This is a genomic window from Novosphingobium aromaticivorans DSM 12444, from assembly GCF_000013325.1.
In the GTDB taxonomy this organism is placed as follows: Bacteria; Pseudomonadota; Alphaproteobacteria; order Sphingomonadales; family Sphingomonadaceae; genus Novosphingobium; species Novosphingobium aromaticivorans.
In genome coordinates this window covers 1,030,628-1,055,587 of sequence record NC_007794.1, presented here as the reverse complement: position 1 = coordinate 1,055,587, position 24,960 = coordinate 1,030,628, and the positions used below count along the sequence as shown (strand labels likewise).

The 24,960-nt window shown below is 65.9% G+C and carries 28 protein-coding genes and 1 pseudogene; 9 read left to right on the top strand and 20 right to left on the bottom strand.

Annotated features, from left to right (window positions below):
- Positions 1-6 precede the first annotated feature (6 nt).
- The 11 genes from SARO_RS05070 to hisB all read right to left on the bottom strand — a co-directional run bounded on the left by SARO_RS05070 (position 7) and on the right by hisB (position 6,799).
- Positions 7-459 carry an ExbD/TolR family protein gene (locus tag SARO_RS05070; protein WP_011444674.1) on the bottom strand — a complete coding sequence of 151 codons (453 nt, stop codon included), beginning with the start codon at positions 457-459 and terminating at the stop codon, positions 7-9.
- Between the two features lie 3 nt (positions 460-462).
- Positions 463-1,164, bottom strand: a complete 702-nt coding sequence (gene tolQ / locus SARO_RS05065; protein WP_011444673.1) for a protein TolQ — start codon at positions 1,162-1,164, stop codon at positions 463-465.
- The gene (locus tag SARO_RS05060; protein WP_011444672.1) at positions 1,161-1,625 is read right to left on the bottom strand and encodes a YbgC/FadM family acyl-CoA thioesterase; all 465 of its coding nucleotides are present in this window, start codon (positions 1,623-1,625) and stop codon (positions 1,161-1,163) included. The genes tolQ and SARO_RS05060 overlap by 4 nt, the downstream gene beginning before the upstream one ends.
- A gap of 75 nt (positions 1,626-1,700) precedes the next feature.
- Complete coding sequence (locus tag SARO_RS05055; RefSeq protein ID WP_011444671.1) at positions 1,701-2,078, bottom strand: histidine triad nucleotide-binding protein; 378 nt, start codon at positions 2,076-2,078, stop codon at positions 1,701-1,703.
- A gap of 1 nt (position 2,079) precedes the next feature.
- A complete protein-coding gene (locus SARO_RS05050; protein WP_011444670.1) occupies positions 2,080-2,403 on the bottom strand; it encodes a phosphoribosyl-ATP diphosphatase in 324 nt (107 codons plus the stop codon).
- A gap of 176 nt (positions 2,404-2,579) precedes the next feature.
- Positions 2,580-2,726 (bottom strand): hypothetical protein, encoded by a 147-nt coding sequence (locus SARO_RS20950; protein WP_176929295.1) that lies wholly within the window; start codon positions 2,724-2,726, stop codon positions 2,580-2,582.
- A 126-nt stretch (positions 2,727-2,852) separates the two neighbouring features.
- Positions 2,853-3,626 carry an imidazole glycerol phosphate synthase subunit HisF gene (gene hisF / locus SARO_RS05045; protein WP_011444669.1) on the bottom strand — a complete coding sequence of 258 codons (774 nt, stop codon included), beginning with the start codon at positions 3,624-3,626 and terminating at the stop codon, positions 2,853-2,855.
- 4 nt (positions 3,627-3,630) lie between these two features.
- The gene (gene hisA / locus SARO_RS05040; RefSeq protein ID WP_011444668.1) at positions 3,631-4,356 is read right to left on the bottom strand and encodes a 1-(5-phosphoribosyl)-5-[(5-phosphoribosylamino)methylideneamino]imidazole-4-carboxamide isomerase; all 726 of its coding nucleotides are present in this window, start codon (positions 4,354-4,356) and stop codon (positions 3,631-3,633) included.
- A gap of 22 nt (positions 4,357-4,378) precedes the next feature.
- A complete protein-coding gene (locus tag SARO_RS05035) occupies positions 4,379-5,518 on the bottom strand; it encodes a glycosidase (protein WP_011444667.1) in 1,140 nt (379 codons plus the stop codon).
- Between the two features lie 65 nt (positions 5,519-5,583).
- Positions 5,584-6,213 carry an imidazole glycerol phosphate synthase subunit HisH gene (gene hisH / locus SARO_RS05030; protein ID WP_011444666.1) on the bottom strand — a complete coding sequence of 210 codons (630 nt, stop codon included), beginning with the start codon at positions 6,211-6,213 and terminating at the stop codon, positions 5,584-5,586.
- Complete coding sequence (gene hisB, locus SARO_RS05025; protein ID WP_011444665.1) at positions 6,206-6,799, bottom strand: imidazoleglycerol-phosphate dehydratase HisB; 594 nt, start codon at positions 6,797-6,799, stop codon at positions 6,206-6,208. The genes hisH and hisB overlap by 8 nt, the downstream gene beginning before the upstream one ends.
- A gap of 84 nt (positions 6,800-6,883) precedes the next feature.
- Here hisB and SARO_RS05020 point away from each other — a divergent pair, with 84 nt between their 5' ends.
- From SARO_RS05020 to gmk, 3 genes are all read left to right on the top strand, one after another.
- Positions 6,884-7,384: an SspB family protein gene (locus SARO_RS05020; protein ID WP_011444664.1), complete on the top strand. Its 501-nt coding sequence runs from the start codon at positions 6,884-6,886 to the stop codon at positions 7,382-7,384.
- Between the two features lie 34 nt (positions 7,385-7,418).
- Positions 7,419-7,811, top strand: coding sequence for a hypothetical protein (locus SARO_RS05015; RefSeq protein WP_011444663.1), 393 nt, complete (start codon positions 7,419-7,421; stop codon positions 7,809-7,811).
- Between the two features lie 67 nt (positions 7,812-7,878).
- Positions 7,879-8,544 carry a guanylate kinase gene (gmk, locus tag SARO_RS05010; RefSeq protein ID WP_011444662.1) on the top strand — a complete coding sequence of 222 codons (666 nt, stop codon included), beginning with the start codon at positions 7,879-7,881 and terminating at the stop codon, positions 8,542-8,544.
- Positions 8,545-8,551: 7 nt separating this feature from the next.
- Here gmk and SARO_RS05005 read toward each other — a convergent pair whose 3' ends face one another.
- From SARO_RS05005 to SARO_RS04990, 4 genes are all read right to left on the bottom strand, one after another.
- Entirely contained in the window at positions 8,552-9,439 is an 888-nt protein-coding gene (locus SARO_RS05005; RefSeq protein WP_011444661.1) for an SMP-30/gluconolactonase/LRE family protein, read from the bottom strand.
- Positions 9,440-9,444: 5 nt separating this feature from the next.
- Complete coding sequence (locus SARO_RS05000; RefSeq protein WP_011444660.1) at positions 9,445-10,248, bottom strand: SDR family oxidoreductase; 804 nt, start codon at positions 10,246-10,248, stop codon at positions 9,445-9,447.
- Positions 10,249-10,359: 111 nt separating this feature from the next.
- Positions 10,360-11,499 (bottom strand): acyl-CoA dehydrogenase family protein, encoded by a 1,140-nt coding sequence (locus SARO_RS04995; protein WP_011444659.1) that lies wholly within the window; start codon positions 11,497-11,499, stop codon positions 10,360-10,362.
- Between the two features lie 3 nt (positions 11,500-11,502).
- Positions 11,503-12,663, bottom strand: coding sequence for an acyl-CoA dehydrogenase family protein (locus tag SARO_RS04990; RefSeq protein ID WP_011444658.1), 1,161 nt, complete (start codon positions 12,661-12,663; stop codon positions 11,503-11,505).
- A 194-nt stretch (positions 12,664-12,857) separates the two neighbouring features.
- Between SARO_RS04990 and SARO_RS04985 the strand changes: the two genes are divergently transcribed.
- The 5 genes from SARO_RS04985 (at position 12,858) to SARO_RS04965 (ending at position 18,697) form a co-directional block, all read left to right on the top strand.
- Positions 12,858-13,706: an SDR family NAD(P)-dependent oxidoreductase gene (locus SARO_RS04985; protein WP_011444657.1), complete on the top strand. Its 849-nt coding sequence runs from the start codon at positions 12,858-12,860 to the stop codon at positions 13,704-13,706.
- Positions 13,703-15,130: an MFS transporter gene (locus tag SARO_RS04980; protein WP_011444656.1), complete on the top strand. Its 1,428-nt coding sequence runs from the start codon at positions 13,703-13,705 to the stop codon at positions 15,128-15,130. Before SARO_RS04985 ends, SARO_RS04980 begins: the two co-directional genes overlap by 4 nt.
- 93 nt (positions 15,131-15,223) lie before the next feature.
- Entirely contained in the window at positions 15,224-16,516 is a 1,293-nt protein-coding gene (locus SARO_RS04975; RefSeq protein ID WP_011444655.1) for an acyl-CoA dehydrogenase family protein, read from the top strand.
- A gap of 19 nt (positions 16,517-16,535) precedes the next feature.
- Positions 16,536-17,624, top strand: coding sequence for a Zn-dependent alcohol dehydrogenase (locus SARO_RS04970; protein ID WP_011444654.1), 1,089 nt, complete (start codon positions 16,536-16,538; stop codon positions 17,622-17,624).
- A complete protein-coding gene (locus tag SARO_RS04965; RefSeq protein ID WP_011444653.1) occupies positions 17,621-18,697 on the top strand; it encodes a phosphotransferase family protein in 1,077 nt (358 codons plus the stop codon). The genes SARO_RS04970 and SARO_RS04965 overlap by 4 nt, the downstream gene beginning before the upstream one ends.
- A gap of 15 nt (positions 18,698-18,712) precedes the next feature.
- On the opposite strand, the gene SARO_RS21580 is transcribed toward SARO_RS04965, so the two are convergent.
- A complete protein-coding gene (locus SARO_RS21580; RefSeq protein WP_256325457.1) occupies positions 18,713-18,841 on the bottom strand; it encodes a hypothetical protein in 129 nt (42 codons plus the stop codon).
- A 79-nt stretch (positions 18,842-18,920) separates the two neighbouring features.
- A pseudogene (locus tag SARO_RS21720) lies at positions 18,921-19,040 on the bottom strand (cupin domain-containing protein); the annotation flags it as partial.
- Positions 19,041-19,258: 218 nt separating this feature from the next.
- Between SARO_RS21720 and SARO_RS20150 the strand changes: the two are divergent.
- Entirely contained in the window at positions 19,259-19,852 is a 594-nt protein-coding gene (locus tag SARO_RS20150) for a TetR/AcrR family transcriptional regulator (RefSeq protein WP_011444651.1), read from the top strand.
- A gap of 37 nt (positions 19,853-19,889) precedes the next feature.
- Here SARO_RS20150 and SARO_RS04950 read toward each other — a convergent pair whose 3' ends face one another.
- From SARO_RS04950 to SARO_RS04940, 3 genes are all read right to left on the bottom strand, one after another.
- The gene (locus tag SARO_RS04950; protein ID WP_011444650.1) at positions 19,890-21,263 is read right to left on the bottom strand and encodes a class II 3-deoxy-7-phosphoheptulonate synthase; all 1,374 of its coding nucleotides are present in this window, start codon (positions 21,261-21,263) and stop codon (positions 19,890-19,892) included.
- 116 nt (positions 21,264-21,379) lie between these two features.
- Positions 21,380-24,265, bottom strand: a complete 2,886-nt coding sequence (locus SARO_RS04945; protein ID WP_011444649.1) for a M16 family metallopeptidase — start codon at positions 24,263-24,265, stop codon at positions 21,380-21,382.
- Positions 24,266-24,328: 63 nt separating this feature from the next.
- Complete coding sequence (locus tag SARO_RS04940) at positions 24,329-24,892, bottom strand: FKBP-type peptidyl-prolyl cis-trans isomerase (protein ID WP_011444648.1); 564 nt, start codon at positions 24,890-24,892, stop codon at positions 24,329-24,331.
- Between the last annotated feature and the right edge of the window lie 68 nt (positions 24,893-24,960).

The window sequence follows — 24,960 nt, the reverse complement described above, 5'->3', positions numbered from 1 at the left end:
ACAGGCCTATTGCGGCGCGGATGAACTGTTGGTGACCAGCGAGATCGACTTGAACCCCGCCGCGTTCAGTTCGCCCATCACGGCGGCGACGCGGCCCCAGTCGAGCACACGATCCGCGCGCAGGGTGACAAGAGGCGGCTTGGGCCCGCGCTGGAGCCCGGCGAGGCGATCGGTCAGTTCGCCCGGCGCAAGCTGCTGGTCGTCGAGGAAGACGTTGCCCTGCGCATCGATGCTGACGGTGATCTGGTCCTGCTGCTGGTCGAGCGGATCGGCCTTGCTGTCGGGCAGGTCGACCGGCACGCCAGCCGCCAGCATCGGCGCGGTGACCATGAAGATGATCAGCAGCACCAGCATGACGTCGACCAGCGGCGTGACGTTGATCTCGCTCATCGCGGCACGGCCACCACGGCCGCGCCTGCCACGGCCGCCACCTCCACCGCCTCCGACGGACATCGCCATGGCTCAGACCTCCAGTTCGCGGCTGAGCGAGGCGTGGAACCGGTCGGCGAAGCGGTAGAGGCGCGTCTCGAAGCGGTTCACGCGGTGCGAGAAGCGATTGTACGCGATGACCGCCGGGATCGCCGCGAAAAGGCCGATGGCCGTGGCGAACAGCGCCTCGGAAATGCCGGGAGCGACGACGGCGAGCGAGGAGTTCTGCTGCGCGCCGATGTTGAAAAAGCTGTCCATGATGCCCCAGACCGTGCCGAACAGCCCGACGAAGGGCGCCACCGACCCGACCGTGGCGAGGAAGTTCAGGCGGCTGGCGAGTGCATCGGTCTCGGCCACCACCGCCCCATCGAGCGCGGTCGTCAGCCGCTGCCGGGTGCCATCGCGATCGATAGCGCTGCCCGAGGTGGACCGGCGCCATTCGGTCAGCGCGGCCGCGACCACGCGCACCGATGGCAGGTCCTTGCCCTTGTTGTCCTTGTGGAACTGGTCGATGTCGCGCGCTTCCCAGAATTCGCGCTCATACGCGTCGCAGCCGCGCTGGACGCTGCCCATCTTAAGCGAGAAGCCGATGATGATCGTCCACGTCCAGATGCTCGCGAGCACGAGGCCCGCCATGACCGCCTGCACGACATAGTCGGCATCGAGGAACAGTTGCACCGGATTGAGCGAGGTCGGCGCGAAGGAAACGCCGTTGGCAAGCATCTGGAGGGTCATTCGCAATTCGGTCCTTCAGGAGCGGAAGTGATGGTCTGGAAGGCTGCCACCCACTCGCGCGGCTGGCGGCGTGGGCGACCGTTGGGAGCGACGAAGGCCACGCGGACCTCCGCTTCGCACAGGAGCGTGTCGTCCCTGAACGCACGCTGCACGATACGGCATGTGGCGGGCGATAGTTGGGCCACGTGGCTGCGGATCAGCACATCGTCGTCGAGACGCGCGGGGCGGACGTAACGCAGGTCCATTTCGCTGACGGCATAGGCGCCCTCGCCCGCCTCGTGCGCGGCGCGCTGGTCTATGCCGAGAAGCCGGAGCATGTCGGACCGGGCGCGTTCGAACCAGCGCAGGTAGTTGGCATGATAGACCACGCCCGACAGGTCCGTGTCTTCGAAGTAGACGCGGACGGCGTAGAGGTGTTCGTTGCCGTCGAAACGGCCGGAGGGCGGCTGGGGCAAGGACATTCGACCGCGACCCTACCCTTGCGACGAGTCGAAGGGCAAGGGCCGGTTAACCGATAACCCCCGCTTCGACCCGTTTCACCGCACCAGCATCGGTCCGAGCGGACGACCGGCGAAAAGATGGACGTGAAGGTGCGGCACTTCCTGGTGGCTGTCCGTGCCGGCATTTGCGAGCAGGCGGTACCCCGGGGCAACCAGGCCCAGATCGCGCGCCACCTTGCCGACCGCCCGGATGAAGCCGGCGATCTCGGCGTCGGAGGCCTTGGCCGAGAAATCGTCCCAGCAAACGTAAGCGCCCTTGGGGATCACCAGGACGTGCGTGGGCGCCTGAGGATTGATGTCGTGGAACGCGAGCGCGAAATCGTCTTCATAGACCGTGCGATTGGGGATCTCGCCGCGCAGGATCCTCGCAAAGATGTTCTGGTCGTCATAAGGCAGGGTAGCGTCAACGGCCATGTCAGTTGCTCCGGCTGGCTTTCTCGGCGATGCCCGAGGTGCCTTCGCGGCGCGCGAGTTCGGCCAGGACTTCGGCGAACGGCACGTCCTTGGCCGACAACAGCACCATCAGGTGGAAGATGAGGTCCGCCGCTTCGCCGACCAGTTCCTTGCGGTCCCCGGCCAGCGCGGCAATGACGGTCTCGGTGCCCTCTTCCCCGACCTTCTGCGCGATCTTGGCCAGCCCCTTGGCGTTCAGCTTGGCGACGTAGCTGGCCGACGGATCGCCGAGGCGACGTTCTGCGATCGTGGCTTCGAGCCGGGCGAGGATTTCACCGTGTTCCATGGCAAGCGCAATGGCGCGGATGGAGGGGGGCGGTCAAGGGTAACAGGGGAACTCTTGCTCAACCGTCATCCTGAACTTGTTTCAGGGTCCAGCTTGCCGATCGCGCTGCGGCTCGCGCCGGGAAATAGGCCCTGAAACAAGTCCAGGGTGACGCAGTCCTCGACTTGAAGTTGGCCTTATCCCCGCCGCTTGGCGATCTGGCGCCCGACGATCAGGCCGACCAGCCCGATCGCGAAAAGCGCGCCATCGGTCGGCTCCGGGATCGAGATGCCCCCGGATTGCGCCAGGGCCGGTGAGGCCACGATCAGGGCAAGAAGGGACACGAGAGGGCGAACCATCGGGCGGAGGGCCTGTGCTATTGGTTTACGGCCTAGCCCTGCCAGATCGGGTGATTCGGTAAAATCCCTTATATCAGTTGGTTAATGCCCCATTGCGGGACACGGCGCATTTCAGCCGCGCGCTGGCAGGCCCGCCGCACGCAGCGCCGCGTGCGCCTCGGCGATGGTGTAGGTCCCGAAGTGGAAGATGGAGGCTGCGAGAACCGCGCTGGCGTGACCCTTGGTCACCCCTTCCACCAGATGTTCCAGCGAGCCGACGCCGCCGCTGGCGATCACCGGAACCGGCACGGCATCGGCAATCGCGCGGGTCAGTTCGAGATCATAGCCCTTCTGCGTACCGTCGCCGTCCATCGAGGTCACGAGGAGTTCGCCCGCACCCAGCGTGGCAAGGTTCACGGCGTGCGCCAGAGCGTCGATTCCCGTCGCCTTGCGTCCGCCATGGGTGAAGATTTCCCATCTGCCCGGAGCGCCGGGTTCGCTGACGCGGCGCGCGTCGACCGAACCGACAACGCACTGAGCGCCGAACTTCTCGGCAATGTCGCGCACCAGTTCGGGCCGGGCGACGGCGGCGGAATTGACCGCGACCTTGTCAGCTCCCGCCAGCAGGAGCGCGCGGGCATCTTCCACCGCCCTCACCCCGCCGCCGACGGTCAGCGGCATGAAGCAGACTTCTGCGGTGCGGGCGACGACATCGAGCAGGGTGCCGCGGCCTTCGTGGCTTGCGGAAATGTCGAGGAAGCAAAGCTCGTCGGCGCCAGCCTTGTCATAGGCGCGCGCCTGCTCGACCGGATCTCCCGCATCGCGCAGGTCGACGAAATTGACGCCCTTGACCACGCGGCCATCGGCAACGTCGAGACAGGGAATGACGCGGACGCGGACAGTCATGGAATCAGGCCTCTGCCATCTCGATCGCGGCCTTCAGATCGAGACGTCCATCATAGAGCGCCCGGCCGGTGATGACACCTTCAATTCCGTCGCCCTCGTGGATCTTGAGCATGCGGATGTCGTCGATGCCCTTCACGCCGCCGCTGGCGATCACCGGAATGTCGACGCGGCGCGCGAGTTCGACCGTCGCGTCGAGATTCACGCCCTTGAGCAGGCCGTCACGACCGATGTCGGTGAACAGCAGGCTGGCAACGCCGGCATCCTCGAAGCGGCGTGCGAGGTCGACGACCGAGACATCGGAAACGTCGGCCCAGCCCTCGGTTGCGACCATGCCGTCGCGCGCATCGACTGCGACGACGATGCCGCCGGGGAATTCCTTCGCCATGTCCTTGACGAACTGAGGGTCCTTCAATGCGGCAGTGCCCATGACGACGCGGCTGACACCGAGGTCGAACCAGCCCGAAACGGCCTCGCGCGTGCGGATGCCGCCGCCCAGTTGAACGTGACCGGGGAAGGACTTGAGGATGCCTTCCACCGCCTCGCGGTTTTCAGCGCGCCCTGCGAACGAGCCATCGAGATCGACGACGTGGAGGTATTGCGACCCCGCCTGCGCGAACAGGCTTGCCTGGTGGGCCGGGTTGTCGCCGTAGACCGTGGCGCGGTCCATGTCTCCTTCGGCGAGGCGAACGACCTGGCCAGCTTTCAGGTCAATGGCGGGAAAGACGATCATGGCCCGCGCGCCTAGCAGGCGATCACGCGGAACGGAAGGCTTCCTTCGGCACATGGGTGATGCGGCAGGCAAGATCGGCCTCGCCCGAGGCCACGATGAAGCGATCACCGACTTCCGCGATGCCGGTGGTGAACACCACGTCGCGCAGGTAAAGCAGGTCTTCAAGCGGGCGGGTCAGTTCCGCGTCCGGTTCAAGCAGCGGCGCATGACTTGCGGCTATGGCGATCGACGGATCGTCCGGATCGAGCAGCGACCAGTAGGTGCGATAGATGCCGACGATCTCCTTGGGCTCCACCCCGTGCCACAGGCTCAGCCAGCCGCGCCTGCCGTCGATCTCGGTGAGGATCGGCGGCGTGCCGCCGCCCATGCGCGCGGTTGCCGCCGTGCCGGCGTGGGGCCGGATGCCAGGCTTGAGGCAGGGCTTCCAGTGAAGGGCATCGGGCGAGGTCGACAGATTTATCGACGGGCCGGAGCGCCATTCGCTGCCCGGCGGGTAGGCGAAATAGAGGTCTCCGAGCGGGCGCGTCTGAGCCCAGTATTCACCGTGGATCAGGCCTTCGAAGATCAACATGTCCTTGTTCTGGTGATCGAGGACGATGCCCTCGAATGTCCAGTCGAGCCCGTTGTCCGAGGAGTAGAGCGTCGTCGAATGGCGCTCGGGGCTGACCGAACAGGTGGTCATCAGATAGGCACCCTCGCCCATGCGCGAGATGCGCGCGTCCTCGATGCCATAGCACTGATGCGAACCTTGCGGCGCGATGGCCTTGTCATAGTGGATGGATATCACGTCGAGCCCGTCGGGCGACATTTCGACCGGCAGCAGCCATGACAACGAGGTCAGCGCCATGATCTTCCAGCCGCCGCCGTGGAGCAGGAACTTGCGCGGATCGGAAGTGTCGACCAGTTCAAGCGGCCAGCCGTCGAGGACGTAGCCGCCGTCTTCCCACCGGATCGCGTGGACCTTGCCGTCGCGGATCGGCTGGCGAAGCGCCTCGGCAATGCGCACCATGAACACGAGGTTGCCGTTCGGCAGGACCGTCATCCCAGGATTGAACGCACCCAGGACATAGGTTTCCTCGCCGAAATGCCCCCGCAGCGGAGAACGCTCCAGGTCGACCATGAAGGGGGTGAAGACCAGGCGGTCGAACGGGAACTGGGTCATTGGCGGGGCCTCCTTCAAAGGTAGGAAGCCCCCGCGCCTCGGTCAGGTTCCCGCAGGCTGCCGCGTCAGGGCTTCCATTCGAGGAAGCGGGCGAGCAAAGAAAGGCCGTAGGACTGGCTCTTTTCCGGGTGGAACTGCACGCCCAGGATATTGTCGCGCGCGACCGCCGCGACGATCCCGCCACCGTGGTCGCTCATCGCCGCGATGTGCGCGCCGGCGTCGGTGACGAAGTGGTACGAGTGCAGGAAATAGGCCTCGCCGGGCTCGATCAGTTCCGCGCCGCCTTCGTGGGGCATCGGCGCGACGTCGTTCCAGCCCATGTGGGGCACCTTGATCGACGGATCGGCCGGCTCGATCACGCGGACTTCTCCGCCGATCCAGCCGAGGCCCTCGGTGACGCCGTGTTCCACGCCGCGGTCGGCAAGGAGCTGCATTCCCACGCAAATGCCGAGGAACGGAGCACCGCCCACGAGCACCCGCTCCTCCATCGCCTCGACAAGACCCGAAACGCCCCTGAGAGCACCTATGCAGGCCTTGAAGGCACCTACGCCGGGCAGAACGACGCGATCTGCGGCCCGAACGACCGCAGGATCGGCGGTCACCACGACGCCCTCGGCCCCCGCCGCCTTGAGCGCATTTGCAACCGAGCGCAGGTTGCCCGCGCCATAGTCGACGAGCGCGAGCGTCTCAGCCACCGAGGATGCCCTTGGTCGAAGGGACGGCGTCGGCCTTGCGCGGATCGATCGCGATGGCGGCGCGCATCGCACGGGCGAAGCCCTTGTAGATGCCCTCGATGATGTGGTGGTTGTTCGAGCCGTAGAGGCTTTCGATGTGGAGCGTGATGCCCGCAGCCTGGCTGATCGACTGGAACCAGTGCTCGAACAGCTCGGTGTCCATCTCGCCAAGGCGCGGCTGGGTGAAGGCGGCCTTCCACACCAGCACCGGACGGCCCGAAATATCGAGCGCGACGCGGCACAGCGCCTCGTCCATCGGCGAGTAGGTGTGGCCGTAACGGGTGATGCCCTTCTTGTCGCCGAGCGCCTGCGAGATCGCCTGGCCCAGCGCGATGGCGCTGTCCTCGGTCGTGTGGTGCTGGTCGACGTGGAGATCGCCCTTCACGCGGCATTCGATGTCGATCAGCGAGTGACGGCTGAACTGCTCGATCATGTGGTCGAGAAAGCCGATGCCCGTGTCCACCTTGTAGGTGCCGGTGCCATCGAGGTTCACCGACACGGCGATGTCGGTTTCCTCGGTCTTCCGCGTGATCGATCCGGTGCGCATGGACGCGCCTATACGCCCCTCCTCTCGAGAATCAATCACCGTCCCCACTTGACCGGCGCGGTCACCGGGGCCAGTTGTCTGGGCATGAGCGACACACCCGACAGCCTGATCCCCTACGACGAAATCGTGCAGGAGGCGCTGCGCGCGGTCGTCGGCCGGGTGCTCGGCCAGGTCGAGTCGGCTGGCGGCGTCCTTCCAGGCACGCACCACTTCTACATCACGTTCAAGACCGGCGCGCCCGGCGTGGACATTCCGCAGCGCCTGCGCGAGCGGTTCCCCGACGAGATGACGATCGTTCTCCAGAACAAGTTCTGGGACCTGAAGGTCGAGGAAGACCGCTTCACCGTGGGCCTTTCGTTCAACCAGATCCCTTCCACGCTGCTGATCCCGTTCTCGGCGATCACTGCCTTCGTCGACCCGGCGGTCGATTTCGGACTGCAGTTCCAGGCCGTGGTCGACGACGACGAGGTGGAACCGCTCGAACCGGCCGAAAACGATTCGCCGGAACAAGCCGAAAGGCCCGCCGTTGAACGCAGCGACGACGGCTCGAACGTCGTCACCGTCGATTTCGGCAAGAAGAAGTAAGGGGCCGCGCCGCCCCGCAGCAAAAGGCTTGGGCATGGCAAGGAAGGGCAAGAAGGCGGTCGAAGCGGCAAAGGACATCGCCGACAGGGTTCCCGCCCCCAGCCCCAATCCGATGACCAACCTGATTCTTGCGGACATCGCGCTGCGCACCGGCGGCGCGCTACTGCGCCGTGGGGTCGAAAAGGGTCTTGTCGGCAGCAAGCTCGGCGCCAAGAAGGCCGGGCGCGTGATCAAGGGGCGCACGATGATGCAGACCCTGGTCGGAACCGCCATCGCGCGCATCGCCACGCGCTCGGTTCCCGGGGCGATCATCGTCGGCGGCGGAATGCTGGCCAAGACGCTTTACGACCGCAAGCGCGAGAAGGAAGCGAAGAGCGACGGCTCAAAGGCGCTCGAAAAGCAGGTCGAGCGCGGCAAGAAGGGCTGAGGCCGCCACCTGCGCCGGGTCCTCTTCCGCACTTGACCGGCCGGGAACCGATGCGCCACTAGCGGGCATGGCTGGCAATCCCGCAAACACCGAGTCCCATGACGACGACGCCCTGCACCGCCGGGGCCTGATGTTCATCCTGTCCTCGCCCTCGGGCGCGGGCAAGACCACCATCGCGCGCAAGCTTCTGTCGGAAGACAGCGAGATTGCCATGTCGGTTTCGGTAACGACGCGCCCGATGCGGCCCGGCGAAGTTGACGGCAAGGACTACTTCTTCGTCGAACCGGCCGAGTTCGAGCGGATGGTGGAAGCCAACGAATTCTACGAATGGGCCACGGTCTTCGGCAATTGCTACGGCACGCCCAAGGCCCACATCCGCGAGCGATTGAAGACCGGCGGCGACGTACTGTTCGACATCGACTGGCAGGGAACGCAGCAGCTCTACCAGAAGGCGCAGGCCGACGTGGTCCGCGTGTTCATCCTGCCCCCCAGCCTCGACGAACTGCGCCGCCGCCTGACCGGGCGCGGAACGGACAGCGCGGAAGTGATCGCCGCGCGCATGGACCGCGCGCAGGCGGAGATCAGCCACTGGGACGGCTACGATTACGTCGTGGTCAACGACGATGTCGACGGCTGCTTCGGCAAGGTCCGGGAAATCCTGGCGGCCGAGCGCATGCGCCGCACGCGCCAGACAGGGCTGATCGACTTCGTGCGCGGGCTGATGCGGGGCTGAGCAGGCGTCAGGGACGCCCGGCGCGGGAGACCTCGACTTCGGTCACCAGAATCGCGCCCGTGGGGAGAACCCCGGCGTCGGGTTCCACCGTATCGGCCACCAGCATGAACAGGTGCCGCCCCTCGGGCCCGCCGAGCATGCAGGCGTAGCAGTTGCGCGCGCCGGTCTCGACGACGTCCAGCACCTCTCCGCCTTCGGCAATACGGACGCATTCGCCGGCAAAGGCGTTCGCGAACCAGACCGCACCTTCGGCATCGAGAGCGATGCCATCGGGAGAGCGCGACGGCGTGTCCGCCCAGGTCCGTCGGTTCGACAGCGAACCGTCCGGCGCGATATCGAAGGCCGTGAGCCGCCGTCCGAGGGATTCAGCGACGATCAGCGTCCTGCCGTCCGGGGTAATCACGCTGCCGTTGGCAAAGGCCATGCCCCTGGCCGCCACTGTAGCCGTGCCGTCCGGTGCGACGCGGGCGAGGTCGGCAAGCGGCGGGTCCGCCGCCACGTCGGCGAAGGAGCGGTGCATGAGTTCGGCAAAGTCCACGCCGAAGTTGCCAACCCAGGCACCGCCATCCGCATCGACAACCATGTCGTTGCAGGTGTGGCTGGCGACGCCGGAAAGGTCGGCATGCAACGCGACAGTGCCATCAGGCCCGCGCCTGCGCACCTCTCTGCTGTTCATGGCAACGAACAGCAGAGAGCCATCGGGCATCCAGCCAAGGCCGGATGGCCGGTCGTCCAGCTCAAGCTCCACCGCGACGTCGCCGTCCATCCCCACCGAGCGGATGGACTGCGAGAAGAAATCGGAGAACCAGAGCCGGCCACCGCGATCGTCCGCCCGCCAGCGAGGGCCTTCACCGAAGGTCAGGCCTTCCGCCAGCGTGCGAACGGTGTGCGGCATCGGCGTCAGTGTCCGCTCGGATCGACGGCGTTTTCCGGAATCCACGCGTTGACGATGCCGCCGTCGATGGGAAGCGGCGTGCCGACGACATAGTCGCCCGCGCGACTGGCAAGGAAGATCGCGCCGCCGGCCATGTCCTCGATCGTGCCGATACGCTTCAGCGGAATGCCACGCGACGAGGCTTCCGGATTCTTCGCTGCCGCCTTGTTCATTTCCGAGGGGAAGGCGCCGGGGCAGATGCAGCTCGCAATGATCTGGTCCTTGACCAGGCGTGCCGCCATTCGCTTCGTCAGATGAACGACCGCCGCCTTCGAAGCCTGGTAGCTGTAGGTTTCCCAGGGGTTGAGGCGCAGGCCATCCACCGAGGCGATGTTGATGACCTTGGCGGGCTGTTCCTTGCTGGCAGCGGCCTTGAGCAGGCCATGCAGCTTCTGGGTGAGGAAGAACGGGGTCTTGACGTTGAGGTCCATGACCTTGTCCCAGCCCAGTTCAGGAAAATCCTCGAAATCCGCGCCCCACGCCGCGCCGGCGTTGTTGACGAGAATGTCGAGCTTGTCCTCGCGCGCGGCGAGGTCGGCGGCGAGCTGTTCGATCCCGGCGACGTTGGAGATGTCACCTGGCAGGGCGATGCACTTCTCGCCAAGGCGGGCAGCGGTTTCCTCGACCACGGCGGCTTTGCGCGCGGTGATGTAGACGCGCGAGCAACCGGCGGCGATGAAACCCTCGGCAATCATCTCGCCGATCCCTCGCGAACCACCGGTGACGACCGCTACGCGGCCTTCAAGGCTGAAAAGCTTGCTGAAATCCATATCGTGTTCCCTTCCGACCTGCTTTGCGGCCGTTGTACCCTGGTCCTTCGACAGGTTCGGGACGGACAGCGGTACTGTCCCGCCGCCGACACATCCCGACCTGTCGAAGCGTCAATATCCGCTGAGCTGCGCGACCCGTTCGGCGTGGTAGTACTGGTCCCCCATGAACTCGGACAGCGAGCGGTCGCGCTTCATGTAGAGACCGATGTCGAATTCGTCGGTCATGCCCACGCCGCCGTGCATCTGCACACCCTCGCGCACTGCCAGGTTGCAAGCCTTGCCAGCCTTGGCCTTGGCGACCGAGATCATCAGGTCCGCCTTTTCGGAATTGCCGTCGAGAAGCTGCTGCGCCTTGATGACGGCGGCCTCGGCAATCTCCAGCTCGGAGTAGAGGTGCGCGGCCCGGTGCTGGAGCGCCTGGAATTCCCCGATCAGCTTGCCGAACTGCTTGCGCGTCTTGAGATAGGCGGTGGTGATGTCGAACGCGCCCTGCCCGACCCCGGTCATTTCAGCGGCTGAGCCGATGCGACCGACGTTGAGCACCCTGTTCAGCAGTTCGCGCCCGCCATCGACCTCGCCGATCACGCAGTCGCCGTCCAGCTCGACATTGTCGAAGGTCACGTTGCTGGCCATCGTACTGTCGACGAGACGGAGGTTCTCGTGGGCAATGCCGGCCGCATCCTTCGGAACGGCGAACAGCGTGATGCCGTCAACATCGGTGTCGCTGCCCGAGGTGCGCGCAGCAACGATGATCGCGTCCGCAGATGCGCCGTGGACCACGAAGGCCTTGCGGCCCTGGAGGCGGAAGCCGTTGCCCGCCTTCTCGGCGCGGCAGGCGATGCGTTCGGGTCGGTGCTTGGGGCTTTCGTCGATGGCGACGGCAAGCACGCTGTCGCCGGCGATCACGCCGGGAAGCCAGCGCCCGCGCAGCTCGTCCGACCCGCCCGAGAGGGCCGTGACGCCCATGACCGAAGTGGTCAGGAAGGGCGAAGGCGTGAGGTTGCGGCCAATCTCGCGCAGAACGATACCCGCCTCGACATGGCCCATGGCCAGCCCGCCGTCGGCCTCGGACGCCAGCATCCCGGTCAGGCCCATTTCGGCAAACTGCTTCCACAGGGCATGGCCGAAGCCGTCCTGGCAATTCATGTCGCGATAGTGCCGCAACTGCTTCTTGATCGCACCTTCATCGGCCATGAAGCCGGTGACGGTTTCGGCCAGCATGGCCTGGTCTTCGGTGTGGTAAAGAGGCATCGATCAGGCTCCCGGCAGGTCGAGAATGCGCTTGGAAATGACGTTGAGCATGACCTCGCTGGTCCCACCCTCGATGGAGTTCGCCTTGGTGCGCAACCACGAGCGCGCGGGCGTTCCGCCGCTGGTGCGATCGCTTTCCCATTCAAGCGCCGTGGCGCCGCCTGCCGCCATGAGCAGTTCGTGGCGCCGCTTGTTCAGCTCGGTGCCGGCATACTTCATCATGTTCGGCTGGGCAGGATGGGCGCGGCCGACCTTGGCCTCGTCGAGGAACTTCTCGCCCATGCAGGCATAGGCCAGCGCATCGACGTCGAACTGCGCGAGTTCCGCGCGCAGGATCGGGTCTTCAAGACCGTTGCGCGCAACGACCGCGCCGATCGCGTTGAGACGGTCGCCGCCGCCTGCGCCCGAGATCATCTCGCGCTCGTGGCCGAGCAGGTACTTGGCAACGTCCCAGCCGCGGTTCAACTCGCCGACGATCTGGCTCTTGGGCACCACGACATTGTCGAAGAAGGTTTCGCAGAACGGCGAGTTGCCGCTGATCAGCTTGATCGGCTTGGTCGTGACGCCAGGCGTCGTCATGTCGAACAGGAGGAAGCTGATGCCCTGGTACTTGTTCGACTTGTCGGTGCGGACAAGACAGAAGATCCAGTCGGCCTTGTCGGCATAGGATGTCCAGATCTTCTGGCCATTAACGACCCAGTGATCGCCCTTGTCCTCGCCGAAGGTCTGCAGGCTGACGAGGTCCGAGCCGGAACCGGGTTCGGAATAGCCCTGGCACCAGCGGATCTCGCCGCGCGCGATCTGGTTGAGATAGTGGACCTTCTGTTCCTCGGTGCCGAACTTGAGCAGCGCCGGGCCGAGCATCCAGATGCCGAAGCTGGACAGCGGCGGACGCGCGCCGATGCGGGCGCACTCCTCGCGCCACACCTTGGCCTCGGCCGGAGACATGCCGGCACCGCCATAAGGCTTGGGCCAGTCGGGCACCGTGTAGCCCTTGGCGGCGCAGCGTTCCATCCAGGTCTTCTGCGCTTCGCTCTTGAACTTGAAGTTGCGGCCGCCCCAGCAGACGTCGCCCTCGTCGCGGACGGGTTCGCGCATTTCGGCGGGGCAGTTCTCTTCGAGCCAGGCGCGGATTTCCGCGCGGAAGGCGTCAAGGTCAGACATGGTGAAGCTCCTCTCTTAATCGGGAGGTTAAGGCGAGTCGCAGGCTGCTGGCAAGGGCGGAAATGCGGCCGGATTCTCCGACTTTCGGGCAATCCCTGCATGCCGTAGCGTCAACCGGCAAAGCATTGACGCGAGGTCTTTCCCCCCTAAGCTGACGTAAACGTAAAACGGCACGAAACGCCGGGGAGAGGGCAATGCGATTCGACGGAAAGACCGTGGTGGTAACGGGCGCCGCGTCGGGCATCGGGCGGGCGGCGGCGCTGGCCTTCGCTGCGGAAGGCGCGAAAGTCTATGCGGCGGACATCGACGAGGCGGGGCTGGCAGAGACGGCTGCGCAATCGAACGGCGCGATCCGGACCGCGCGCTGCGACGTTACCCGCTGCGAGGACATCAAGGCCCTGATGGATCGCGCAGGCACCGAGACGGGCGGCATCGACACCGTGTTCAACAATGCCGGCGCAGGCGGTGACCGCGCGCCCATCGACGAGATCGAGCCCGAAGGCTGGGACCGGACGATGGACCTGCTGCTGCGGTCGGTCGCTTTCGGCATTCGCTATGCCGTGCCGCACATGAAGGGCCGCCATGGCGCATCGTTCGTGAACACGTCCAGCGTAGCGGCGGTCGGCCCCGGTTATTCGCCCACGGCCTATGCAGTTGCAAAGGCGGGCGTGCTTCACCTGACGAAGGTCGCTGCGGCGGACCTTGCGAAGCACCAGATCCGCGTGAACGCGGTGCAGCCCGGCTTCATCAACACCAACATCTTCACCAGCTCGCTCGAAATGCCGGAGGAACTGGAAGCACAGGCCAAGGGCGCGATCGCGGCGATGTCGCAACAGGCCCAGCCGGTAGCGCGGGGCGGACAGCCAGAGGATATCGCGCAAGCCGTGCTTTTCCTCGCGAGCGAGGCGGCGGGCTTCGTGACGGGGACTTCGCTCATCGTCGATGGCGGCATCACCGTGGGCCCGCGCCATAGCTGGGACCCGAACATGCCCGGCCTGTTCGATGCGCTGCAGCAGATGAAGGAAAGCGGCAAGGTTTCATGATCCCGATACAGGGCAAGGTTCCCACCCGCCTCGCCCTGTTCAACGGGCTTGGCAGCGTGGCCTACGGCATCAAGGACAATGGCTTCGCCACGTTCCTGCTGCTGTTCTACAATCAGGTCCTGGGCATGGATGCGCGGCTGGTGAGCCTCGCGCTGCTGATCGCACTGGTGTTCGACGGGCTGATCGATCCGGTCGTCGGTCATATCAGCGATCGCACGCGCACGCATTGGGGCCGGCGACTGCCGTTCCTCTACCTCGCCCCGATCCCGCTGGGCCTGGCCTGGATATTCCTGTGGTCGCCCATCGGCGAGCCAAGCTTCGCGATGCTGCTGATGTCGGCGATCATGGTGCGCGCGCTGGTGGCCATGTGCGAGGTCCCCTCGGCAGCGCTGGTCGCCGAAATCAGTCGCGACTACGATGAGCGGACCCGCCTTACCCGGTTCCGCTTCCTGTTCTCGTGGGGCGGCGGACTGCTGATGCTGCTGCTCGCCTATGGGGTGTTCCTGCCCAACGCCATGCTGGCGCGCGAGGGATACCGCAACTTCGGCCTGTTCGGCGCCGGGCTGATGGTGGCCTGCGTCCTGCTTTCCGCCATCGGGCAGCACCGGGCCGTGGCAGGCATGCCTCCCGAGCGCGCGACGGCGGACAAGGGCGCCCTCGCCTCGCTGGGCGAGATCCGCGAAAGCTTCTCGCACCCTGCGTGCCTCGTCGTCATGGCGGGAATCGCGGCGGCCCTGACCGCGCAGGGGATTACATTCGCGCTTTCGAATTACCTCTATCTCTACGTGTGGAAGTTCACGCCGACCGCGCTCAAGGCCTTCCCCTTCCTGCTTTTCGCCAGCGTCGTGGGCGCGTCGCTGCTGGTGGGCAAGGCGCAGGCGCGTTGGGGAAAGGCGGGGACCGTGATCCGCATGGCACCGCTCGGCATGGTCTTCTGGGCGGGACCCCTGATCCTGCGCTGGCTGGGGCTGTGGGCTCCGGACGGATCGACCGCGTCGATCGCGGGCATGTTCGCCTGCACGCTCCTGTCGAACACGTTTACCGTCACGGGCACGATGACCCTGTGGTCGATGGTCGCGGACGTCGTCGAGGCTTCGGAGGAGCAGACGGGACGCCGCTCCGAAGGAACGCTTTCGGCCGGCGCATTCCTCGCCTCGAAGTGCGCCGGGGGACTGGGCGTATTCCTGACCGGGCTCCTGCTGAGCTTCGCGGGGCTCGAGGCGAACACGGCGCCTGCCGACGTGCTGCCCGAAGTCACCTATCGCCTGAGCCTTGCCTATGCGGCGAGCATCGCGCTCCTGGCCGTGCTGACGGCGCTGGTCGTGCAACGCTTCCCGATCGACCGGGCCGCACACGAGGCGCGGCTGGCGAGGCTCGACCAGGTGGCGAGGGTCGATCCGGACGCCGCGGGCCTTCATCCTTGACATGGATCGGGCGCGCCCATTAACCGAACGCTTAATTTTGACTTGAAAACACCACAGGCCCGATGGACAGTGCCGGGCGAGAAGGAGACGATCATGGATTTCGAACCGACCGAGCGCCAGAAGTACTGGCGGGACCGCGTCCGCCAGTTCGTCGAGGACAACATCCGCCCGCGCCATGGCGACTACAAGGCGGAAGCCGGCACGGCCGATCGCTGGAAGGTCATCCAGACCATCGAACAGGAAAAGGCCAGGGCCAAGGCGGCCGGCATCTGGAACCTGTTCATGCCTCCGCGCAACAGCGGCCACCATCACGTCGACGAAACGTTCGCGTTCGAAGGTCCGGGCCTGACCAACCTCGAATACGCGCTCTGCGCCGAGGAGATGGGCCGCATCGGCTGGGCCAGCGAAGTGTTCAACTGCTCCGCGCCCGATACGGGCAACATGGAAGTGCTGCACCGCTACGGCACGCTGGAACAGAAGGAGCGCTGGCTGCGCCCGCTGATGAACGGCGAGATCCGCTCTGCCTTCCTCATGACCGAGCCGCAGGTCGCATCGTCCGACGCGACGAACATCGAGACCTCGATCCGCCGCGAAGGCGACGAATACGTGATCAACGGCCGCAAGTGGTGGTCGTCGGGCGCGGGCGATCCGCGCTGCGAGATCGCCATCGTCATGGGCAAGACCGATTTCGAGGCAAAGCGTCACCAGCAGCAGTCGATGGTCCTGATGCCGCTGGACGCGCCGGGCGTGAACATCATCCGTCACCTGCCCGTGTTCGGCTACGACGACGCGCCGCACGGCCACATGGAGATCGAACTCAAGGACGTGCGCGTCCCGGTCACCAACATGCTGCTGGGCGAAGGCCGCGGATTCGAAATCGCGCAGGGCCGCCTCGGGCCGGGCCGCATCCACCACTGCATGCGCACCATCGGCGTGGCCGAGGAAGCGATCGCCAAGATGGCACGGCGCCTCCAGTCGCGCGTCGCCTTCGGCAAGCGCGTGTCCGAACAGTCGGTCTGGGAACAGCGCATCGCGCAGGCCCGCATCGACATCGACATGACCCGCCTGCTTTGTCTCAAGGCAGCCGACATGATGGACAAGGTCGGCAACAAGGCCGCCGCGCTCGAAATCGCGATGATCAAGGTCCAGGCGCCGAACATGGCCCTTCGCATTATCGACGACGCGATCCAGGCCCATGGCGGCGGCGGCGTCTCGGCGGACTTCGGCCTTGCCGAAAGCTATGCCCACATGCGCACGCTGCGCCTGGCCGACGGACCGGACGAAGTCCACGCCCGCGCAATCGCCCGCATCGAGTTTGCCCGCCATGCCGACATGCCGCAGGCCGACCGGGGCTTCAGCTCCGGCGACCTCGGCGTGGCACGTTGACGTTCAGGAGTAATCGCAGATGAAAGCCGCCGTACTCGTCGAACCGGGCAAGCCGCTGGATATTCAGCATCTCAGCGTGTCCAAGCCCGGCCCGCATGAAGTCCTTATCCGCACCGCAGCCTGCGGGCTGTGCCATTCGGACTTGCACTTCATCGAAGGTGCCTATCCCCATCCGCTGCCCGCGGTGCCGGGGCACGAGGCGGCGGGGATCGTCGAGGCGGTCGGCTCGGAAGTGCGCACGGTCAAGGTGGGTGACGCGGTCGTCACCTGCCTGTCCGCGTTCTGCGGTCATTGCGAGTTCTGCGTGACCGGCCGGATGTCGCTGTGCCTTGGCGGCGACACCCGGCGCGGCGCGGGCGAGGCACCTCGCCTTACCCGCACCGACGACGGCAGCGCCGTGAACCAGATGCTCAACCTCTCGGCCTTTGCCGAACAGATGCTGGTGCACGAACATGCCTGCGTGGCGATCAATCCCGAGATGCCGCTCGACCGCGCGGCGGTGATCGGCTGCGCGGTCACCACTGGCGCGGGTGCGGTGTTCAACGCGGCGAAGCTGACCCCGGGCGAGACGGTCTGCGTGGTCGGCTGTGGCGGCGTCGGCCTTGCCACGGTCAACGCCGCGAAGATCGCCGGCGCAGGCCGGATCATCGCGGTGGACCCGATGCCGGAAAAGCGCGAACTGGCCATGAAGCTGGGCGCGACCGATGTGATGGACGCGGGACCCGATGCGGCGGCACAGATCGTCGAGATGACGAAAGGCGGCGTCCACCATGCGATCGAGGCCGTGGGGCGTCCGGCATCGGGCGACCTTGCGGTCGCGACGCTGCGCCGCGGCGGCACCGCCACGATCCTTGGCATGATGCCGCTGGCACACAAGGTCGGACTTTCCGCGATGGACCTGCTGTCGGACAAGAAGCTGCAGGGCGCCATCATGGGCCGCAACCACTTCCCGGTGGACCTGCCGCGCCTGGTCGACTTCTACATGCGCGGCTTGCTCGATCTCGACACGATCATTGCCGAACGCATCCCGCTCGAAGGGATCAACGATGGCTTCGAGAAGATGAAGCAGGGCCATTCCGCCCGCTCTGTCATCGTGTTCGACCAATGACGCAGGCTCCCATGGACGCGCAGACCGCCTTCACCGGCACGGTTGCACCCGAAGGCGCCGACAGGCTGGACGAAGCCAGTCTGACCCGCTGGTTCGAGACGAACGTGGCAGGCTTCCAGGGCCCGCTTGCCGTCTCGAAGTTCAAGGGCGGCCAGTCGAACCCGACCTACCGGATAGACAGTCCTTCGGGACCTTACGTCCTGAGGCGCAAGCCCTTCGGCAAACTGCTGCCCTCGGCCCATGCCGTGGACCGCGAATACAAGGTACAAGCCGGACTTTCCGGAAGCGGCTTTCCGGTGGCCCCGCAGTACGGCCTGTGCACCGACGATTCGGTTATCGGGTCGTGGTTCTACGTGATGGGCTGCGTCAACGGACGGACGATCTGGGACGGCGCGATGCCGGGAGCGACGCCCGAATTTCGCCGCGCGACCTATGACGCGATGGTCGATACGCTCGCCGACCTGCATGCGGTCGACGTCGAAAAGGCCGGACTGTCGGATTTCGGCAAGCCCGGTAACTACTTCGGCCGACAAGTCGATCGCTGGACCAAGCAGTACCGGCTTTCAGAAACCGAAACGATGCCGGAGATGGAGCGGCTGATCGAGTGGCTGCCCGCCACCTTGCCGGAACAGACCCGCACCAGCGTGGTCCATGGCGACTACCGCATCGACAACATGATCTTCCACCCGACCGAAGCGCGCGTCATCGCGGTGCTGGACTGGGAACTGTCGACGCTGGGCGACCCTCTGGCGGACTTCACCTACCTATGCACGGCCTGGGTGCAGGACAATGGCGGCCGTTCCGGCGTCCAGGACCTCGACCGCAAGGCGCTGGGCATTCCCGAACTGGACCAAGTCGTCGCCCGGTATTGCGAGCGCACGGGCCGCGATGGGCTGCCCGATCTAGACTGGTACATGGCCTACAACTTCTTCCGCCTTGCCGGGATTATCCAGGGCATCAAGAAGCGGGTCATCGACGGCACGGCGTCGAGCGCCCATGCCAAGGCCATGTCCGAACGCGTGCGCCCGCTGGCGGAACTGGCGATGAGCTTTGCGGTGAAGGCCGGGGCCTGAGCGCCCGGCCCGCCTTCAGCGAACGAAATGGATGCCGTGCTCTTCCCCGATCAGGGAGACGCGCGGCAGGTCCTCCTCGCCCTTGACCCGGGCATCGACGGCGCGGAAGAAGCCGGCGGCATGGGCGGGGGCGTCGATGACCAAGCCGGGTCACGCCGTCGCGCCAGGCGCCCGAGAAGGTGTGGACCGTCCCCGCCGGCGCCAGCAGGAAATCGCCAGCGGCAGCGTGGAACGCCTGTCCGTCGAGCGTGAAGTCGACCGCGCCTTCAATGATGAAATAGCCCTCGTCCCAGTCGTGGTGGTGTGGCGGCGGGCCAGCACCAAACGGCAGGTCATTGACCATGACCGAGAACCGGCCGTCGGTATCTTCCTTCTCGCAGACGAAGCGGACCCCGGCACCGAGCACCTGCAAGGTGGGTGCATCCGGTGCGCGAACGTGGAGGACGGGGCGTTTGACCATTCGATCCATTGATGCGGCTCCCTGAAATGCTTGCATCGGGGCGACTCGATTGGCAGAGTGGCAACCCTTATGTCTGAATAAAGTAAATTCTGTCATACTGTATGTCAAATAGTAATGGAACGCTCCGCTCGCGCCATGCGGCGCTTACCCGTTCGCTCATCCTGGACGCGGCCATCGCGCTGTTGACCGAGGAGGACGCGGCCGAGCTTTCGGTGCGCTCCGCCGCACAGCGGGCCGGCATGTCCGAACGAACGGTCTTTCGCTATTTCCCGGCACGCGACGACCTGCTCGACGCCGTCGCGGCGGAAATGAACGCACGCCTCGCCCCGCCCCCGGTGCCGGAACGCGTCGAAGATCTGCCCGGTTATCCCGAGGCAATCTTCGCCCGGTTCGAGGCGACCGCGCCGCTGACCCGCGCCGCGCTGCGCAGCGAAGTCTACGAGCGCATCCGCAGCGGGGACCTTGTCCGGCGCGGGGAAACGATCCGGAGGCTGGTGGACGAAGCCGCGCCACACGCGCCCGACGCAATGCGCAGGCTGGTCGCGGCCAACATCCACTACCACGTCGTCGCATCGACCTGGCATTACTATCGCGCGCGGTTCGGCTTCTCTGCCGCCGACGCGGTGGCGGCTGCGCGGCTGGCCATCGAACACGCCCTGGCAGGGCTCGCCACGGAAAAACGGCCCGTCGCCTAAGGCAACGGGCCGTCAATTCTTCAAGCAGGCGGGGCGATCAGGCCGCTTCGGCCTTGCGCTCCGCGCGTTCCTGGTTGAGCGCTTCGGCCATCAGGAAAGCGAGCTCGATCGACTGCGCCGCGTTGAGGCGCGGGTCGCAATGGGTGTGGTAACGGTCCGCCAGGCCTTCCTGGGTGATCGCCACCGCACCGCCGGTGCACTCGGTCACGTCGCGGCCGGTCATCTCGATGTGGATGCCACCAGCGTGGGTTCCCTCGGCGCGATGCACCGCGAAGAAGCCCTTCACCTCGGTCAGGATGCGGTCGAACGGACGCGTCTTGTAGCCATTGTCGGCCTTGATCACGTTGCCGTGCATCGGATCGCACGACCACACTACCGGGTGCCCCTCGCGCGTTACGGCACGCACCAGAGGCGGCAGGCCGGCTTCGACCTTGTCGTGCCCGAAGCGGCTGATAAGCGTGATGCGACCGGCCTCGCGACCGGGGTTCAGCGTATCCAGCATGCGCAGCAGGGCGTCAGGCGTCAGCGAAGGACCGCACTTCATGCCGATGGGATTGCCGACGCCGCGCAGGTATTCGACGTGGGCCGATCCTTCGAAGCGAGTACGGTCGCCGATCCAGAGCATGTGCGCGCTGGTGTCGTACCATTCGCCGGTCAGCGAATCCTGGCGCGTCATCGCTTCTTCGTACTGCAGCAGCAGCGCTTCGTGGCTAGTGTAGAAGCTCGTGCCCTGAAGCTGCGGGACGGTGCTGGGATCGACGCCACAGGCTTCCATGAAGTCGAGAGACTCGCCGATCTTGTCGGCCATCTCGCTGAACTTCGCCGCCCAGGGGCTCTTGCCGATGTGGTCGAGCGTCCACTGGTGGACCTGGCGCAGGTTCGCATAGCCGCCACCCGCGAAAGCGCGCAGCAGGTTCAGCGTCGCCGCCGCCTGGCTGTAGGCGCGCAGCATGCGCTCGGGATCGGGAATCCGCGACTCGGGGGTGAAATCGATGCCGTTGATATTGTCGCCAAGGTAGCTCGGCAGTTCGACGTCACCGATCTTTTCCACCGGCGACGAACGCGGCTTGGCGAACTGGCCGGCCATGCGGCCAACCTTCACCACCGGCTGCTTGCTGGCGAACGTCAGCACGACCGCCATCTGCAGCAGCACGCGGAACGTGTCGCGAATGTTGTTCGGATGGAACTCGGCGAAGCTTTCGGCGCAGTCCCCGCCCTGGAGCAGGAAACCCTTGCCCGCAGCCACTTGCGCGAGATCGGCCTTGAGCGCGCGCGCCTCGCCGGCAAAAACCAGCGGCGGAAAGCTCGTCAGGGTCGTCTCGACCTCGTTCAGCTTTTCGGCGTCCGGATAGGTCGGCAGATGCCGCCCCTCATGCCCGCGCCACGAATCCGCAGTCCAGTTCTTTGCCACTGTTCCTTCCTTTCAAGAGGCGGGGCCATAAGGCCGTCGGGCAAGAAATGCAAAGGAAGCCTTGCCCGCGCCGCAATCATGCGGCGAAGGCGTTGGCCTGCCGGCACAATCCGGCCTCAGGGCGTCGCCTGCCCCGCCTTTTCCGGCACCACCTCGAGCCGCCAGCTCTTGTCCTTGCGCAGATAACGCTCGGCCAGCGCCTGCATCCGTTCAGGCGTGGTCTGGCTGTAGTCGTTGAGGATGGTCCGGATCGCGGCGATCTTGCGCGGATCGTTGGCGGCCCCTTCAAGCTGGAACATGTAGAAGCCGTTGCCGGTGCTGGCGCGGGTGATGAGCTGCTTGAGCGGTTCGGTAACGCGCGCGATCTCGTCGGCAGTCGGAGGCGTGGCGACGAGGTCGGCGGCGATCTTGTCGGCCGCGGCAAAGAAGGTCTCGAAATCGCCCGGACGCACTTGCACGGTCGCCGCGATATAGCCGCCCGAGGGCAGATCAAGCGGCCAGCTCGATCCCACTTGCGGCGCGTAGCTCGCCCCCACCTTCTCGCGCATCGCGTCGAACAGGCGATTGTTGAAGATCTGGGCGAGAATCTCGAGCTGGCGGCTCTCGCGGACCCCCGCCTGCCCCCCGCCCGTGGGCCATGCAACGACAGCGGCAGCCTGCGAGGGATCGCCGCGATGCGTCAGCACAAGGGGTTCGGCATTGTGCGCCGGGATCGACGGCGCCAGCGTGGAGGCAGGCGCCGGCTGTCGCGCCGGAAGCGCGCCAAAGGTCTTTTCAAGCGCCGCAAGCGCCTGTTCGCGCGTGAAATCGCCGAACATGTCGATCTCGATCGGCCCCTGCGCAAGGAGTTGCTCCCAGGTCTTGCGGAAGCCTTCGGGGGTCGCCCGGTCAAGCTCCGCCGGGTTGGGCGTGGCATAACGCGGATCGCCATCGCGCAGCAGCCACGTCAGGTCGCGGTTGAGCACGGCCATCGGGGCGGAGTTGTAGCTTTCGTACTGGAGCTTCGCCGCCGCCTTGGCGCGCAGCACCGGGTTCGGGTCCCAGCGCGGCATCGCAAGCTTGGCCGCCATGAGATAGAGCTGGTCCTGAAGGTCCGCCGGGCGCGTGTCCGAGGACATGACGAACGCAGTATCGTCGATGTCGAAATCGAGGCTGAGCTTGCGGCCGGTGGCCAGGCGATCGAGATCGTCGCGCCCGAGTTCGCCGATGCCGCTGTCCATCAGCGCCACCTCCGCGAGCGGCCCATAGACCGCGTCCTGCGGGGAGATGGCCGAATAGCCGCCACCGAAGCGCGCCTTGATGATGATCCGGCCCGGCTCGGCGTCGTTCGGCCAGAGCAGGACCTTGACCCCATTAGACAGTTCTATCTGCTCGATGCCGAGCAAGCCGATCGGCCGCGCCGTGGCGACCGTGCCGGGCACGCCGACAGCCGGCAGGTCCGAGAACTTGAGGCCGTTTGCCGCGACGCGGCTTCCCGATGCGGCATCGACCGGGGCCGTCAGCGCTGCTCGAAGCGAGGCCTCGTCGGCCTCCCCGGCCTTCGGCGTGATCATGAGCGGACGGACGACCGTCCCCTTGAACAGGCCGCGCGTGTGATCGAGCACCGCCTGGGGCCTGAACAGCGGGATCGACCGCTTGAAGATGTCGTAGACCGTGTCGGGATTGGCGACTGTCTCGCGGATGTCGACAGCATTGACGATGTCGTCCGCCGCCTTCGATCCGGCGATTGTTGTCTGCGTCTCGACCGAGACCTTGAAGGCCACCTCGAACTCGGCGACCTCGCGGTCGATCTCCTCCTGCGAGGGGGGCGTGGCAAGGGCATCGGCAATGACCGCTCGCACGTCCTTGACCGCGCCCTTCCAGTCCTCGCCAAGCGGTGTCACGGTCACGACCGTAGCATCGGCCGAGCGTGACAGTTCCTGCTTCATCTCGTCAACCGATGCGACCAGATAGCTGCCGCCGCCCCGGGCGCGGGCTTCAAGCCGGCGATTGATCAAGGCCAGCGCCAGCCGGTCTATCATCAGCCCTTGGTTGTACTGGATCGTGTCGTTGACCTTGACCCATGGACGCAGGATCGCCCAGTTGATGATGCGCGGAAGATCGGGTTCGACGAGCACCTTTGCCTCGCCAACCGGATTCTTCGGGTCCGCACCGGCAGGCGCCAGAGGCTTGCCGAAATCCGGCTGAAGCGGCTTCTTGCCGGTGGCCTTCCAGCCGCCGAACGACTGCTTGATCCGTGCCACCAGAGCAGCGGGATCGGCATCGCCGGCGACCACGATCACGGTGTTGTCGGGCCGGTACCACTTGTCGTGGAATGCCTTGACCGCGGCCGCGTTCGCCGCCTCGAGCGTCTGCACCGTGCCGATGGGATTGCGCGAGGCAAGAAGCTGCCCCTTGAAGAACAGGCCACGCGTCTCGTCCAGCACGCGCGATTGCGGGCTCGTGCGCTCGCGCATTTCGGCAAGCACGATGGGGACTTCGGTCTTCACGCCGTGGTCGGTGAAGATCGGCGCGGTAATCATTCCGGACAGGAGCCTGAACGTCTCGTCCAGCTTGGCATCGGTCGCGTTCGGGATGTCGAGCTTGTAGACGGTCTGCGTCGGGCTGGTCTCGGCGTTCGTGTCGCTGCCGAAGGTCGCGCCAAGGCGCTGCCAGGTCGGAATCGCCTCGCCTTCCTTGAGGTATTTCGATTCACGGAAGGTCAGGTGCTCGATCAGGTGCGCATAGCCGCGCTGGCTTTCGGTCTCGTACATCGAGCCGGCATCGACGAGGACGCGAATGGAGACCTGCTCGGGCGGGACGCCGTTGTGGCGCACGGCATAGCGTATGCCGTTGGGCAGGACGCCGAAAGTCCAGGCCTTGTCCTGCGGAACGTCCGACCCCTTGTACAGCCAGGGAACGCCGGCGCTTTCCGGTGCGCGCGCCGCAATCGGCGCGGCAGTCAGCAGCAGGAGCGGGAGAAGCAGGCCTATGCGCCGGGCGCGCGTGGTACGAATTCGCATCGCCCGACTATAGGAAGCCTTCCGATGAAGGACCAGTGAATAGACCTGCCAGTTCCGGCTGGATCAGCGCGGGGTGGCAGGCTGCGCTTCGGCACCGGGCTGGGCCGAGGCGGCGGCGGCCCGCATGGCCTCCACTTCGGCGGCGGTCTTGAAGTCGACGAGTTCGACCTGGAAGACGAGGTCCGAGTTGGCCGGGATCGGCCCCGAAGCTTCCGCGCCATACCCAAGCGGGGACGGAACGCAGAAGCGCCACGTGCTTCCCTTGGCCATCATCTGGAGCCCTTCGGAAAAACCCGGGATCACGCCTTCCACCGGGAAGGCGGCCTGCATGCCCTGGTCGAACACTTCGCCGTTCGTCGCAAGATAACCGATGTAGTTGACCAGCACGTAGTCGCCCTTGGCGGGCTTCGCGCCTTCCACGGCCTTCAGCCCCATCGTGCCCAGTCCGCTCGCGGTCTTGGCGGTGCACAGCCGCTGCGGTCCCGCGATCACGGGGTTCAGCGGCAACGGGATGGCCTGGGCCGAGGCCACGGGCGCCTTGGCGGGAGCAGCCGAAATGGCCGGCACCGCGGCCGAGAGGACGAGGACGGGAGCGATGCGGCAAAGCGCCAGGGCGAAGTTGGTCATGACCCGTCATTAGTCGGACGCAGGTTCCCGCGCCATGCGGACTGCAACAAAAATTCGGGAAATGCGTA

Coding starts and splice junctions, on each gene's coding strand:
- SARO_RS05070 (WP_011444674.1), bottom strand. CDS start 459: ATGGCGATGTCCGTCGGAGGCGGTGGAGGTGGCGGCCGTGGCAGGCGC.
- tolQ (WP_011444673.1), bottom strand. CDS start 1,164: ATGACCCTCCAGATGCTTGCCAACGGCGTTTCCTTCGCGCCGACCTCG.
- SARO_RS05060 (WP_011444672.1), bottom strand. CDS start 1,625: ATGTCCTTGCCCCAGCCGCCCTCCGGCCGTTTCGACGGCAACGAACAC.
- SARO_RS05055 (WP_011444671.1), bottom strand. CDS start 2,078: ATGGCCGTTGACGCTACCCTGCCTTATGACGACCAGAACATCTTTGCG.
- SARO_RS05050 (WP_011444670.1), bottom strand. CDS start 2,403: ATGGAACACGGTGAAATCCTCGCCCGGCTCGAAGCCACGATCGCAGAA.
- hisF (WP_011444669.1), bottom strand. CDS start 3,626: ATGACTGTCCGCGTCCGCGTCATTCCCTGTCTCGACGTTGCCGATGGC.
- hisA (WP_011444668.1), bottom strand. CDS start 4,356: ATGATCGTCTTTCCCGCCATTGACCTGAAAGCTGGCCAGGTCGTTCGC.
- SARO_RS05035 (WP_011444667.1), bottom strand. CDS start 5,518: ATGACCCAGTTCCCGTTCGACCGCCTGGTCTTCACCCCCTTCATGGTC.
- hisB (WP_011444665.1), bottom strand. CDS start 6,799: ATGCGCACCGGATCGATCACGCGGAAGACCGAGGAAACCGACATCGCC.
- SARO_RS05020 (WP_011444664.1), top strand. CDS start 6,884: ATGAGCGACACACCCGACAGCCTGATCCCCTACGACGAAATCGTGCAG.
- SARO_RS05015 (WP_011444663.1), top strand. CDS start 7,419: ATGGCAAGGAAGGGCAAGAAGGCGGTCGAAGCGGCAAAGGACATCGCC.
- gmk (WP_011444662.1), top strand. CDS start 7,879: ATGGCTGGCAATCCCGCAAACACCGAGTCCCATGACGACGACGCCCTG.
- SARO_RS05005 (WP_011444661.1), bottom strand. CDS start 9,439: ATGCCGCACACCGTTCGCACGCTGGCGGAAGGCCTGACCTTCGGTGAA.
- SARO_RS05000 (WP_011444660.1), bottom strand. CDS start 10,248: ATGGATTTCAGCAAGCTTTTCAGCCTTGAAGGCCGCGTAGCGGTCGTC.
- SARO_RS04995 (WP_011444659.1), bottom strand. CDS start 11,499: ATGCCTCTTTACCACACCGAAGACCAGGCCATGCTGGCCGAAACCGTC.
- SARO_RS04990 (WP_011444658.1), bottom strand. CDS start 12,663: ATGTCTGACCTTGACGCCTTCCGCGCGGAAATCCGCGCCTGGCTCGAA.
- SARO_RS04985 (WP_011444657.1), top strand. CDS start 12,858: ATGCGATTCGACGGAAAGACCGTGGTGGTAACGGGCGCCGCGTCGGGC.
- SARO_RS04980 (WP_011444656.1), top strand. CDS start 13,703: ATGATCCCGATACAGGGCAAGGTTCCCACCCGCCTCGCCCTGTTCAAC.
- SARO_RS04975 (WP_011444655.1), top strand. CDS start 15,224: ATGGATTTCGAACCGACCGAGCGCCAGAAGTACTGGCGGGACCGCGTC.
- SARO_RS04970 (WP_011444654.1), top strand. CDS start 16,536: ATGAAAGCCGCCGTACTCGTCGAACCGGGCAAGCCGCTGGATATTCAG.
- SARO_RS04965 (WP_011444653.1), top strand. CDS start 17,621: ATGACGCAGGCTCCCATGGACGCGCAGACCGCCTTCACCGGCACGGTT.
- SARO_RS20150 (WP_011444651.1), top strand. CDS start 19,259: ATGTCAAATAGTAATGGAACGCTCCGCTCGCGCCATGCGGCGCTTACC.
- SARO_RS04945 (WP_011444649.1), bottom strand. CDS start 24,265: ATGCGAATTCGTACCACGCGCGCCCGGCGCATAGGCCTGCTTCTCCCG.
- SARO_RS04940 (WP_011444648.1), bottom strand. CDS start 24,892: ATGACCAACTTCGCCCTGGCGCTTTGCCGCATCGCTCCCGTCCTCGTC.